Raw genomic sequence first — 13,677 nt, 5'->3', positions numbered from 1 at the left:
ATGTTATTACTACAGTGATTATTACTATTATATTTTTGGTTTTGTTGTTTATATTTTACCGCTAGCACTAGGTATTATTTTTTGTTTTTTTAACCACCAATTCAATCGGGTTTCAGGCTTATAATTAGTAATTTTTGGTTTAGTCTCTGCACGTTCAATTTCAAGAGTATTCAGGTTAGCAACTATAGACCAAATAGTTCCAAACTTTTCTTTTTTAAGGTTCAAACACACACAAGGATCAGAAAGAATCCTCTTCGCCTTAAACAAGTCCAAACTAGATGTATTCCTTAGCATTGATGCCACACTCTTGTACCTCTCTGTGCTTTTAGACCAACTTATACCACCGTTGTCATGATTGCACATCTCATTGCTGACGAATTGGTTTGTTATGTGTAGAAAACGATCTTTACCGTTAAGTTCAATAACCTTCGATTTATCTGGTGTCGACTCAACAATGTTAATGTTACCTCTGTTATCGGCAATTAAAAAGTTATTTGAAGAGGAAACTTTGGCTTGCTTTAAAATATAAACAGCCTCACTCGTGGTAGCAGCTTCTTCGAGTAACCTTCTTACAATGAAATGAAAACTAATTCCGGGCTGTATTTTCTTACCATTAACAAAAGACATAGCTACAAACAAACCCTTTTCATTTATGCCATCTGATCTGCCTATAAACACATCTGATTGTGAAACATAGCTGTATTTTTTATCGGGCGCAATCAAACTACTTTCAGTAAATTTTTTAAAAGCAAAAGACATATCGTAGTTTCGACCTACAATTGTTGAATCGTTATTTCTAAATGCAAAAACACTACACTGTGCCGTAGAAGCAAATGGCACAAGGCTTAATAAGAAAGTAGCAACGTTTTCAGGCTTATCTTTAATACCCTCGGCGAATCCAGTAATTTCGTCATAAATTTCTGGATAAAAAGCTCTTAATTCAGGAATACAAGACAAACCAAACGCTTTCATATGCTGGCTTACGCGAGGTAATTTAAAATTTACTTTATCTTTAAGTAGACTGCCGTATTTCAAACCCATTTCGTAAAAACTACCGTAAAGTCTTGGATGGTACATATACTATTTCTTTTTCATTTGGTATATAGCTGGATCTATATAAAACAACACAAATCTTCATAGAAAAACTCTGATTTTTTTCGTTAAAAAGCCTTGGTATAGCTAAGGCTATACCTACGTTTTTTGCCTCAAACTCTAAGTTTTTTCTTTGTAAATCTTAAATGTCATTTTATATCAATTTAGCTATAGTTTTTAGTCAAACATATAGTGTATCTTGATTAGATTTTGACTACCTCCCTAAGCATTATTCGTTAAAGAATATGCTAAAAATTGATAATAGTCTAACTAACAATTAATCGTATACACTTGTAAATTTATCAAATGGGCTATCATTCCATTTGTCAAAAAATCACTTTTTTAAACAGTTATATTATTTAACCCGGATTATGCATTATAAAATCTATTACGGCTTGAAATACCTTTAAAAACAAACGCTGCGCTGTATTTTTCAATGTTACCGTAGCGGTGCCTATGCTAAAATTGAGAAAACACTTGTTTTTATTGGTATTTCAACCCTCATCACGAAATTCTAATACATAATCCGGGTTTAAGTTCTACTGCATTTGTTAGACAGGATAGTTCAAAATGTATCGCTTTAAAAAACTAGTTTTTTAATAAGAGTATGTATTGCGTTAATTGCTGTACTTAGAAAATGTAATTACGCTATTTTCTCGATAGCGTTAAGCTAATATTACCTTAAGGTTTAATAGAATAAGAGGTTATCTAGTAGAAGAAGTCTTTAAAAAATTTGATGGTGCCTTACCATATGCCTTTTTAAAAATTTTACTAAATGAAGAAGAATCACTAAATCCTAGAGTAGTAGAAACTTCAGTAATTGATATTTCTCGGGTTTGTAGTAGTTGCTTTGCTTTCTTTAGTTTCAGTCTGTTTATGTATTGATGCGGGGTCTTGCCAAAAGCATTTTTAAACGAATCGTATAAATGAAACTTGGACAATGAAGAAACGTTCGATAACTGATCCATCTTTATATCGCTGTAGATATTGTCGTGAATGTACTCATAAGCAACAAGAAGTCTTTTTAGCGTTTCTTGTTTAGTACTAAGCTTTTTTGCATCAATAGTCTTAATAATTTTATTACCCAGCGCTTGTTCTTTGCTAATACTCTTTAACACTTCAAAGGTTAGTTCTTCGGGACATAATAAAGGATAGTTGTTGGTATTACTAGTGTTGTAAATCGCTTTTAAAAGTTTTCCGGTGTTGTAATAATCGTTTTTTAATGTTTTTTCTAAAAAAATAACAGACTGTTTACTAGAATTGAAGGGGTTATCCAGCATGGTTTTGTCATGGGATTTTAGGTAATAGAAACAATCATTACTGAGTTGATTTGATATACCAAAGCTTAACACGTCGATATATTTTAATTGTTCATTGATAAATTCCCAACCTTCGTTTGGGTTTAGGATTAGGAAACTATTATCTTTTGCTTTAAGCACTTTTTCTTTATTGTAAAATGCACCGTTTCCATTATTAAAAAAGATAACGGTTAAACAATTTTCTAAAAAGTCATAATTGGTAAAACTTGCTTTATATCGCATCAAAAAATTCTCCCGATGTGAATAATGCGGAGGGATATCAAAAGTTTTCTTCTCGAAATGATTATAAAATGTATCCTTATAAGTTAATGACATAGAATAAATTTTCAGCTTTTAATCACTTTAATTATGTTATTTGATAAGTTATCAGAACAAAACGAAAGCTTTTCATTTTAAAATGAATTAGGATATGAATAGCAATAAATAAATAACTTTACAAAGCGATTATTGAATAGCGTCTGCGATCTACCATATTTTGGGTTAATTTATGAATATTCCCTAATAATACCTACAATACCACTTCCACTTTAAAATAACTCATTAAAAATTGCCTTTTTCCGTTTATACTTCAAAATATGAATAACAGCATTCTCCAAATAGAAAACTATCTAAACGACAGTTCTTCAGGATCTAATCATTTTCAATTAGGCGCGGTAATCAAAGTCGCATATGATGAGGTTGTATGGTTTACTATTTACGCTGATTTAGCTACACTATAATAATTCAAACATTCTTGGAAGCCATAAGGTTATTTCTGGAAACATAGTAAGAATCCATAAAGCTAAAATCATGGTAAAAAATAAGGGGATTAATGGTCTAGACACTTGCTGAATACTTAAATTAGACACACTACACCCGATAAATAAAATAGAACCTACCGGTGGCGTGCACAGGCCTATACAAAGATTTACAATCATAATAATTCCGAAATGAATAGGGTCAATGCCTAAATCTGTAGTAATAGGCAGAAAAATTGGAGTAAAAATTAAAACAGCTGGTGTCATATCCATAAACACTCCTACAAACAATAAAATTAAATTGATTAGAAGTAAAATTATAATAGGGTTGTCAGAAAGATTCAATAGCGTAGTACTAATTTCTTGTGGTATATTCTCAAAAGACATTACCCAAGACATCGCCATAGATGTCATAATAAGAAATAAAACTATAGCCGTAACCTTTACAGTAGATAATAAAACTTCAAAAAGAATAGTAAACGATATTTCTTTGTAAAAGATCGCAAGTACCAAAGCATATAAAACGGCTACAGCTGATGCTTCAGTCGCTGTAAAAATTCCTGTTATAATACCGCCCATAACCACTACTAGTAAAAACAAACTTGGGAGCGCATCTATTAAGCTTTTAAATAACTTTCTAAATCCTATAAAAGGAATGGTCGGATATTTTTTCAAATAACAATACGTTCCTGCTACGATCATAAGCGATAGTCCTACTAAGATCCCTGGAATGTAACCGGCTAGAAAAAGAGCTGATATAGAGATTCCTCCGCTCGCCAAAGAATATAATATTAAAATATTACTAGGGGGGATAATCAAACCCGTAGTAGAACTGGTAATATTAACAGCTGTACTAAACGATTTATCATATCCTTCTTTAACCATCACAGGGGTCATAAACCCTCCAATAGCCGAAGCAGCTGCAGCAGCCGATCCCGAAATTGCGCCAAATAACATGCATGAAACAATATTTACAAATGCAAGCCCCCCTGGAAGAGGTCCTACAATACCTTTGGCTAACTCAACCAACCTCTTAGCTATGCCCCCCTGGTTCATAATTTGACCGGCTAATATAAAGAGTGGTATGGCCAAAAGAGCAAAACTATCCATCGAGGTTGCCATTCTTTGCGCTATTGTTATGACAGATGGTAGGGGAGGTAAAGAAAATAGTAATGTAAAAAAGGTAGATAAACCAATACTGTACCCAACTGGAACTCGTATAAATAAAAGTATAAGAAAACTCAATAATAAAGTAAGTGTTGTCATGATGATTTTGCGGATTTTTTCAAGCTTACTATTGAATCTATAGTATAGTATACAATAATACAACCGCTTAACGGGATGCTGCTATAAATGCTGTATATCGGTATTCTTAATACAGCTGATTCTTGATTTAGCTGATACGTGATCCAACACAGTCTTAGTCCACCCATGGTCATTATCAATAAGGCAAATAGTAAAATAAAGCCATATACAACGAATTGATAGCGTCTTGGATTTTTTAAAATCAACTTTTTAGGAAATACATCTACAGCTAGATGCTGTTTTTTTCCTGTTGCGTAAGCACAACCTAATAAACCTAGCCAGATTAGTAAAAAACTTGCAGCTTCATCGGTAAACGTGCTTGGTGCTTTTAGAAAATACCTAGAAAACACTTGCCATGTAATGATAAGAAGCATACTTACCAAAATGGTTGTGAGTACATATTCTAGAAGGATATCTATAATTTTTCTCATTTTTGTAACATTTAATTTTTTTATTAAGATTTTATGCTGTGAAGTATAATTTTCTCTACTTAATCCATCTCATTTTTGCTATAAGTGTTTGGATGTGATTTTAAACTAGTACAGCTTTACGAACTAGAAAAAATCTTTACAGCGTATAAAACTCAAGGATTTTTGGAGATCTTAGTCACTATGTGTTTTGTAGTCCTAATGCCAACCCCCTTAACTCTGCCAATCCTTTTAATCTTCCTATAGCTGTATAACCTGGATATGTTTGTTTATCAAGGTCGTCTAAGATCTGATGACCGTGATCAGGTCTTATCGGAATAGTTATGTTTTTTCTTTTCTGAAGTATGAGCAACTCTTGCATCATATCCTTCATTGAAACACTGCCACTTAAATGTCCTGATTCGTAGAAATTACCTTCTTTATCCCGTTTTATATTTCTTAAGTGCAGAAAATGAATAAATTGAGCATATTTCTTAATGATTTGAATTAAGTCGTTATCTTTTCTAGCGGCTAATGAACCTGTACAAAAAGTTATACCATTACGTATGCTTTTAGTATTCGAAAGAATTCGTTCGAAATCATTAGATGTACTTACAACTCTAGGCAAACCAAACACAGGAAAAGGAGGGTCATCGGGATGTATGGCAAGAGAAACGTTACTCTTTTCAGCGGCCGGTATAACTTCTCTAAGAAATGTATTAAGGTTATCGGCTAGTACTTTTTTATCAATACATCTGTAATTTTCTATTTTATCTCTTAATTCCTTAAGTGTTTGTTGCTCTTCTGATCCAGGGAAACCTAAAAGAATAGTATTCATTAAGCGCTCTATTTCTTTTGGGTTATTTTGCTTCAGTTGGTGATATCGGCTTGTTGCTTCGTTAGCTACTTTGGGGGAGTAATCGCTTACGGCCCCTTCTCGTTTAAGAATAAAAATATCAAAAATAGCTATATCTACAATTTCAAATTTAAGTGCTTTACTGCCATCCTCTAATTCAAAACTCAAATCTGTCCGCACCCAATCCAATACTGGCATAAAGTTATAGCAAACTATATGTATACCACACTTACCTAGATTTTCTATACTCCTTTTATAGTTTTCGATAAGCTTCTTATAATTCTTCGTTTTAGTCTTTATATTTTCATGAACGGGTAGACTCTCGACTACCGTCCAGGTCAGGCCGGCCGATTCTATCATTTTTTTTCGTTGTAGAATATCTTCAATACTCCATATTTGCCCTGTTTCTATCTGATGAAGCGAGGTGACTACTCCTTGAGCTCCAGCTTGCAGGATATTTGAGAGTGACACAGGATCTTTTGGCCCATACCATCTCATGGTTTGATATAATGAATGCATAATTTATATTGTATTGGCAACACCAAAGGGTATCATACTCCCGAGGTAGTTTATTACACTCCGGCATATGCATCAAAACCTCCATCGACAGGTATGATAGTGCCAGTTACGAATTGTGATGCTGTACTACTGAGCCAATGTATAACTCCACATAATTCATCTGGATTTCCAAAACGTTTCATAGGTGTATGATTAACAATTTGATTTCCCCTTTCTGTTAATTTTTTATCAGAAGTTGTTAATAGTTCACGATTTTGTTCGGTTAAGAAAAAACCGGGAGCTACTGCATTGACCCTGATTTTATCCCCATATTTGCTGCAACACTCTATGGCGAGCCATTTTGTGATATTATCAATGGCTGCTTTTGCCGAAGCGTAGCCCATCACTCTGGTCATTGGTCTTGATGCTGCCATAGATGAGATATTAATAATACTTGCATGATCTGATTTTAATAATAATGGGAAAAGTTTTTTGATACTTACTACAGTTCCAAAATAATTCAGATCGAATATATCTTTTAGTGACTGCGTATTGAAGTTAAAAAAATCTTCATTTGGCTGTATGGTTGCACCTGCCATATTGCCACCAGCCATATTAATGAGAATATCAACGTGACCAAATGTTTTTTCTATAGTTTGAACAGACGCATCTAACGATTCTTCATTGGTGATATCATTAACAACGACTGTAGAACTTCCTCCAGAATTTTGTATAGCAGTTGATAGTTTTTCGGTTTTTTCGGCATTTCTACCCATAAGAATGAGATGAGCCCCTTGAGAGGCTAAATAATAACTTAAAGTCGTACCCAATATACCGGTACTCCCAAAAATTGCTATGATTTTATTTTCGATTGAAAACAAGTTAGAAGAGTAGTTTGTATGATGCATGTGTAAATTCTATTATTTCAATGAACTGATTTAAACTTTTTTGATTTAGGCGAAAAGGTTTAAATCAGTTCAATATATAGTTGAGTAAAATACAGTATACTTGATAAAATTTTTAATACAATTCGATCAGTAATTTATACTTTTTTAATCTCAGTACGCTAACAAAAATAGCGCTGAAGAGATATGTCATATTTTTAAAGATATTGATTGATGATGTTTTCGTATAACTCTTGTTTCCCGCTAAGAGGCTCAATAGTTTTTTGAGACAATGCAATTTGGTAGATATCTTTCAAAGAAAGCTTTCCATCTTCAAAGGCTTTACCACTTCCTTGGTCGAAAGATGCATAGCGATTCGTTTTTAATTGTTGATATAAAGAATTTGATAGTATACGATCTGCTGCTATAAGGGCTCTAGCAAATATATCGGCGCCGCCTATATGAGCTAAAAATAAGTCTTCGATATCAGTAGAGTTTCTTCGAATTTTAGCATCAAAATTAATTCCTCCACCTTGTAATCCTCCTGCTTCAATAAATACAAGCATAGCTTCGGTTACCTCGTAGATGTTGTTGGGAAACTGATCGGTATCCCAACCGTTTTGATAGTCGCCTCGGTTGGCATCTATACTACCTAACATATTAGCATTGGCTGCGACTTGCAATTCGTGTTGAAAAGTATGTTGGGCCAAAGTAGCATGATTGACTTCGATATTTAATTTAAAATCATCTTGTAATCCGTATTCCTTTAGAAAACCAACAACTGTAGCAGCATCATAATCATATTGATGTTTGCTGGGTTCCATGGGTTTGGGTTCAATAAAAAATGTACCTTTAAAGCCTTGACCTCGAGCATAATCTCGTGCTAATGTCAAAAATTGTCCAAGATGATCCAATTCACGTTTCATATGGGTATTAAGCAACGACATATAGCCTTCTCGACCACCCCAGAATACATAATTTTCTCCTTTAAGAGCCATTGTGGTGTCTAATGCTATTTTTACTTGAGCCCCGGCATGGGCCAACACTTTAAAATCGGGATTAGTAGCAGCTCCATTCATATAGCGCGGGTGCGAAAAACAATTGGCTGTTCCCCAAAGTACTTTTACACCAGAAGCTTTTTGTTTCTCGATAAGATAATCGGTTATCTTGTGTAGTCGGGATTCAGATTTTGATAAGGTTGCTGCTTCTTCAACTATATCAAAATCATGAAAACAATAGTAATGAAAACCCATTTTGGTAATAAATTCAAAAGCAGCATCGGCTTTTGCACGCGCCGCATCGATGGGATCCTTTGGGAGGTTCCAATTAAAACCTCTAGTAGCCGCCCCAAAAGGATCTGTACCATTGTTGCCAAATGTATGCCAATAGGCTACTGCAAACTTAAGATGATCTTTGAGTTTTTTACCTGCTACCACCTTTTTTTCATCATAATATTTATATGCCAAAGGGTTGTCTGACTCTTTTCCTTCGAAAGGTATTTTTCCTATACCTTTAAAGAATTCTGTGTTTCCTAAGATGATCATTGTATTAATTTTTCAAGTTCATTTTTCCAGTTTGTGTACAGCGGCAAATAGATATTTTGATGTTTTTTTTCGGGTACAACAGTTTGTACGGGTTTTTCGTTTCGAAATAAACCAATGTCAAAACCGTTTCTCAAATTAGCCGCCTTTGCTGCTCCTACTGCACCAGTAGTTTTCATAATTTCTATAGTACTACATGTTAGCGCCGAAATGATTTCTGAGAAGATTTGAGATTGAAAAAGGTTGTCGTTGCCTGCTTTAATGGTTTTTGCATCAATTCCGTCAGCTATCATTATTTCCATCCCGTAAACAAAAGAAAAAGCAATCCCTTCTAAAACTGCTCTGCAGAGATGCCCTTTGTGGTGTATATTGAAGTTGAGGTTTGAGAACCGAGCTTCTATATTTTGATTATAAAGTATTCGTTCTGCTCCATTTCCAAAAGGTAAAAATAAAAGTCCTGCGCTACCCTCAGGAACTAAAGCTGCCAAGGTGTTCATTTCTTGATAAGAATCTATCTGCAAAGTTTCTTTGAGCCATCGATAGGCTATACCACAACCATTAATACAGAGTAGTTTGCCGATTCTTCGTTTTTTTGAGGTGTGGTTTATGTGCAAAAAAGAGTTTAGTCTCTGGGTTTCTTTGGCAGAAATCTGATTGGTAATCGCATAAAGTACGCCAGAAGTTCCTGCTGTTGCAGCTATTTCCCCAGGTTCAAAAACTGATAGCGAGAGCGCATTATTTGGTTGATCTCCTGCTCGATACGTTATCAAAGTGCCGGTAGCCAGGCCACATTGTGCAGAAGCTTTATTGGTCACGGTGCTTTGTACGGTGAAATTTTGAACAATTTTTGGGATGATTGATGTCGGAATTTCATAGTAGTTCAATAGCTCTTGAGCAATATTTTCTTCTTTGAAATTCCAAAAAATACCTTCAGATAGTCCTGTAGCCGTTGTACTCATATTTCCTGATAATTTGAACGCAATATAATCCCCGGGAAGCATGAACTTGTAAATTTGATCAAAAAGCTCTGGCTCATTTTCTTTAACCCATCTAAGTTTTGACGCTGTAAAGTTTGAAGGTGAATTCAATAGTAAAGAATCACATTTCTTTTTACCGATGTTTTGGTAGGCACTCTCACCAATGGATACAGCTCGACTATCACACCAGATAATTGCATTGCGTAATACGGTTCCTTCTTCGTCTACCAGAACAAGTCCATGCATTTGATATGAAATACCAATTGCAGTAATTTCTTTTGACTCGATCTTGGTGTATTGCAAAATTTTTTGTGTAGCCTGACAAACATAGTTCCACCAATCCTCTGGTTTTTGCTCTGCCCAATTAGATTGCGTAGAAATGATAGGCATTTCAGTATCAGGTACTTTAACAATACAAATCACTTCGCCTGAATCTGAAGCTACTAATGAAGCTTTAATCGATGAACTTCCAATATCATAACCAATGGTATACATTCTTTACTTTTACAAAATATGTTGATGATATGTTTTATAGAGGTTTTGTATTTCTACCAGAGATCCTATTGCCTCAGAACAGCTGGGATGTTCTAATGATTTAGCGGCAGTAGCAACTCCCCATTGCAATGCTACCTTACAATTCTTTCTGGTATAAAGAGCATATAAAACTCCGGCTGCAAATGCATCTCCGGCTCCAGAAGTTCCTTTAATATTTTCTTGAGGGATCATCAATTTAGGTTCTATATAAAATTCATGCTTTTTTGTAAAACAAATGGCTCCATCTTTAAAATGTAAAAATATCGCTTCATTAACACCCATATCCATAAGATTAATGACATTTTTTTTTGCTGCGTCAAGATCTAGTTTCTGATTTTTAAGTATAGAAATACCTACTAGTTTTTCAGCTTCATATTCGTTCAAAAACAGATAATCTACATATGGGAGTGAGGGCTTTACAACGCTTTGAAATCTATCGCTATGTTCACTAACCAGGTCTATAGATGTTTTTATTCCTTTATTTTGTATGTTTTCTAGCAGTAAAGACGCCTCTGTTCTTTTAGGGTAGTTTTTAGAGAACTGATCTAGTTGATCCAATAATAATACATATCCTAGATGGAAAAAGCTGGTTTCGGGAAGATGTTTTTCTATATACGACCGAGACAAAAATGAATTTGCACCCCTATTGTGAAAAAAAGTTCTTCTGCCTGTTCGTATAGAAGTCATAACATCTGTATACGAAGTATCTACCTTTTCTTTACATGTTATCCCGGCGGTATTGATTTGGTGAAGTCGACAATCATCTAGAATTTTTTTTCCTAGAGTGTCTTCTCCAAGTATTCCTATACCATATAAATGATCTTCAAATCCCATTTTGGATAATGCTTTTAGAATATTATAGGGAGAACCTCCATTAGAAACAGATTCTTCTCGTATGTTACATAGTCCATCTTGTGGAGGATAATCATCGATCAGTTTAGTTCTATCGATGATCCAATTGCCTGCAGCAGTAATTCCTTTTTTAGTGTTCATGTGTATTTATCACTTATTAACTTGACAATGGCAGGCTCATCTTCTTCAATATCAGAAAATCTTCCAATTTCAGGATCTACAAAAAAATTATCATTGAGGTCATCATTTGCTGTTGAAACTTCTCCAATAATACACGCGTTGCTAATGGGATAAAATTCGTGATAAACTCCTGGAACCAAAGTTACTCGCTCTCCTGCTTGTAGCGTTATAATTTCACCAGAGGTTATCGTTTGTAAATTTCCAGAAACTTTAATCTGAAATGTGTTTTTAACCTCAAAAGGTCGTTCATGCCATAATTGTACCGCCAATTTGCCTGTACGTACGATGATATCTTCCTTTTTCTTGGCATGGCAATGCGCTGGGGTGCGCTGCCCATTTTTGGCAAACATAAGTTTTTCACAATATTCGGGTTCTTCGGCCAGATTGATCAATACTAATCCCTTCGAATCGAAATCGCCTAGACCAAAATCTGTAACGTCCCATCTAGGATGGGGTGGAAGCGCCCAAAGATGTTTTTTGAAAAACTTTTCGGCCTCGCGTATGGCATGATTAATTTGAGATCTTTTCATCGTTATAATACAATTACTTGATGGTCTTTCTCCGATTTTAATGCAGCTTCAAACAATTGATGAGATCGTAAAGCTTCTTCTGGAGTTGCACAACCAAAACGATCTCCTAAATTTCCTGTTCGCTCTACAAAATAAGCACCTAACATCTGCTGAAAACAATCTGGAAAACCGGGTTCAAAAATTCCGCCTGTGATAGTTTCTAATACAGAAGCGAATCCAAGATCTTCTTTTTGCCATCGTTGTGATTTCCCCTCTACATTAAAAGTCCATAGTGTTTTGGGTTCTTTGGTACTATATTTTACTCCACCTTCGGTTCCTATAATTTCAATGTACCAAGTATTAGTTTCAGAAGGAGCAATGCGTTTCATTTCAAGGGCCATCGGCACTATATGGTCTTCTTTTTGAATCCTGGTGTGCAATATTGCATTATCCCAGGTATCGCATGCTTCTGTATTTCCTCTTCCATCAGGGCGCTCTTTAATGATGTTTTGTAGATCGGCATAAACAGAAATAGGGTAATATCCTAATCGAAAAGGAAGGTGTACAGCGTGCATACCAAGATCACCCATGACACCGATTTCTCCGCAGAATTTTACCATTCGTTTCCAGTTAATGGGTTTATTAGGGTTTAAGTCACTAGAATGGTGAAATCCGGATTTTACTTCAAGCAACTTTCCTAATTTACCGCTTTTTACATATTCTATTACTTTCTGTGGACCTGGAAGGAAAGGAAACTCTGAACTGCACCGAACAAACCTATCAGTTTCTTTAATTTTTTTTATAATGTTTTTACAGGCGTTGAGATTCACGCCAAATGGCTTTTCGGCGATTAAGTCTTTTTTGGATTCTAATACCTCAATATATAATTCTTCGTGTAAATGATGGGGTACGGCTACATAAACAACTTCAATATCTGAATTGTTAAGCAACTCTTTGTAAGATGTTGTAAATTGTTGGACCGTTTCTACGTTTCGGTACCACTCCAAAACCTGTTCATTGAGGTCACAGACGGCTTTCAAAACTGGTTTTACGGGCATATCATTAAATACAAACCATCGAGCAAAGGCACTAGCAGATTCTTTTCCCATGAGGCCACCACCAATAATCCCTACATTAACTTCTTTCATGCTACTTATTTTATATACTCCATTGCGTTTTTTGCTGAAGCATTTTCGTGAACAATAGCCATCAATGCTTTGGTAATTCCCGAAGGATTATCATGCTGAATAACATTTCGCCCGTATACAATACCGGCTGCACCTTGTCGCATCAAATTCTCAGTTCGTTTAAGAATTTCCTGGTCTGGAGCTCTACCGCCTCCGCGAACTAGCACTGGTGTTTCTCCCGCAACTTCAATTACCTTATGATACACAGTTATATCGTTAGTCGGATCTGCTTTGATAATATCGGCGCCAAGTTCAACTGCCTGTCGCACTAGCGGCATTATTTTTTTTTCATCACCATCTACCATGTAACCTCCTGCTTTTTCATTGGGTTGAAATACTAATGGTTCGATCATCATTGGCATACAAAACTCATCGGCAACAGGTTTTAATTTTAATATATTTTTTATGCATTGATCAGTTACTTCGGGCGCTCCGGGAATTTGAAAAAGATTAATACACATACAAGCAGCATCCAGTTGTATTGCTTGTTTTACACAATCATGAAGCATTAAGCTGAATGCAGTAGCGGGTAAAGATTTGCCGTATACATTTGCCACATCAGTTCGTAATACTAATGCTGGTTTTTGTTTTCCTGGGATACGTTGTAAATATTTTGCCTGTCCTGTAGTAAGTTGTACTGCGTCGGGATTTGCGTGCACTACCGTTTTTATAGCAGCTTCAATATTTTCGATACTTTTTAAAAAACCGAACTCATTAAAGAAACCATGATCAATAGCCACATCAAAACACTTGTTTGATTGCGAGTTGAATAATCGATTAAGCCTGTATTGTTTCATTA

Annotated in this window: 13 protein-coding genes; 1 reads left to right on the top strand and 12 read right to left on the bottom strand. The window is 35.2% G+C overall.

Going from position 1 to position 13,677, the window contains the following annotated elements; all coding sequences use genetic code 11:
- Positions 1 to 48: 48 nt before the first annotated feature.
- Together J8281_RS12020 and J8281_RS12015 are read right to left on the bottom strand one after the other, a co-directional pair.
- A complete protein-coding gene (locus J8281_RS12020; RefSeq protein WP_210197877.1) occupies positions 49 to 1,077 on the bottom strand; it encodes a C45 family autoproteolytic acyltransferase/hydolase in 1,029 nt (342 codons plus the stop codon).
- A gap of 719 nt (positions 1,078 to 1,796) precedes the next feature.
- Positions 1,797 to 2,726, bottom strand: a complete 930-nt coding sequence (locus J8281_RS12015) for an AraC family transcriptional regulator (RefSeq protein WP_210197876.1) — start codon at positions 2,724 to 2,726, stop codon at positions 1,797 to 1,799.
- 260 nt (positions 2,727 to 2,986) lie between these two features.
- On the opposite strand from J8281_RS12015, the gene J8281_RS12010 reads away from it, so the two are divergent.
- Complete coding sequence (locus J8281_RS12010; RefSeq protein ID WP_210197875.1) at positions 2,987 to 3,130, top strand: hypothetical protein; 144 nt, start codon at positions 2,987 to 2,989, stop codon at positions 3,128 to 3,130.
- On the opposite strand, the gene J8281_RS12005 is transcribed toward J8281_RS12010, so the two are convergent.
- The 10 genes from J8281_RS12005 to J8281_RS11960 all read right to left on the bottom strand — a co-directional run bounded on the left by J8281_RS12005 (position 3,125) and on the right by J8281_RS11960 (position 13,675).
- Positions 3,125 to 4,414: a TRAP transporter large permease gene (locus J8281_RS12005; protein WP_210197874.1), complete on the bottom strand. Its 1,290-nt coding sequence runs from the start codon at positions 4,412 to 4,414 to the stop codon at positions 3,125 to 3,127. The genes J8281_RS12010 and J8281_RS12005 overlap by 6 nt on opposite strands.
- A complete protein-coding gene (locus J8281_RS12000) occupies positions 4,411 to 4,884 on the bottom strand; it encodes a TRAP transporter small permease (RefSeq protein ID WP_210197873.1) in 474 nt (157 codons plus the stop codon). The genes J8281_RS12005 and J8281_RS12000 overlap by 4 nt, the downstream gene beginning before the upstream one ends.
- Positions 4,885 to 5,062: 178 nt before the next feature.
- Positions 5,063 to 6,235, bottom strand: a complete 1,173-nt coding sequence (uxuA, locus tag J8281_RS11995; protein WP_210197872.1) for a mannonate dehydratase — start codon at positions 6,233 to 6,235, stop codon at positions 5,063 to 5,065.
- A gap of 53 nt (positions 6,236 to 6,288) precedes the next feature.
- Positions 6,289 to 7,122 carry an SDR family oxidoreductase gene (locus J8281_RS11990; protein ID WP_210197871.1) on the bottom strand — a complete coding sequence of 278 codons (834 nt, stop codon included), beginning with the start codon at positions 7,120 to 7,122 and terminating at the stop codon, positions 6,289 to 6,291.
- A gap of 194 nt (positions 7,123 to 7,316) precedes the next feature.
- Positions 7,317 to 8,642, bottom strand: coding sequence for a xylose isomerase (gene xylA, locus J8281_RS11985; RefSeq protein WP_210197870.1), 1,326 nt, complete (start codon positions 8,640 to 8,642; stop codon positions 7,317 to 7,319).
- Positions 8,639 to 10,111, bottom strand: coding sequence for a xylulokinase (locus J8281_RS11980; protein ID WP_210197869.1), 1,473 nt, complete (start codon positions 10,109 to 10,111; stop codon positions 8,639 to 8,641). The genes xylA and J8281_RS11980 overlap by 4 nt, the downstream gene beginning before the upstream one ends.
- 9 nt (positions 10,112 to 10,120) lie before the next feature.
- Positions 10,121 to 11,143: a carbohydrate kinase family protein gene (locus tag J8281_RS11975; RefSeq protein WP_210197868.1), complete on the bottom strand. Its 1,023-nt coding sequence runs from the start codon at positions 11,141 to 11,143 to the stop codon at positions 10,121 to 10,123.
- Positions 11,140 to 11,712 (bottom strand): D-lyxose/D-mannose family sugar isomerase, encoded by a 573-nt coding sequence (locus J8281_RS11970; protein ID WP_210197867.1) that lies wholly within the window; start codon positions 11,710 to 11,712, stop codon positions 11,140 to 11,142. Before J8281_RS11970 ends, J8281_RS11975 begins: the two co-directional genes overlap by 4 nt.
- A 2-nt stretch (positions 11,713 to 11,714) precedes the next feature.
- Entirely contained in the window at positions 11,715 to 12,839 is a 1,125-nt protein-coding gene (locus J8281_RS11965) for a Gfo/Idh/MocA family protein (RefSeq protein WP_210197866.1), read from the bottom strand.
- Between the two features lie 5 nt (positions 12,840 to 12,844).
- Positions 12,845 to 13,675 (bottom strand): class I fructose-bisphosphate aldolase, encoded by an 831-nt coding sequence (locus J8281_RS11960; protein WP_210197865.1) that lies wholly within the window; start codon positions 13,673 to 13,675, stop codon positions 12,845 to 12,847.
- Positions 13,676 to 13,677: the final 2 nt, after the last annotated feature.

Origin of the sequence: Aquimarina sp. U1-2 (assembly GCF_017897595.1) — a bacterium.
Taxonomy (GTDB): domain Bacteria; phylum Bacteroidota; class Bacteroidia; order Flavobacteriales; family Flavobacteriaceae; genus Aquimarina.
This window is presented reverse-complemented; position numbering and strand designations above follow the sequence as displayed.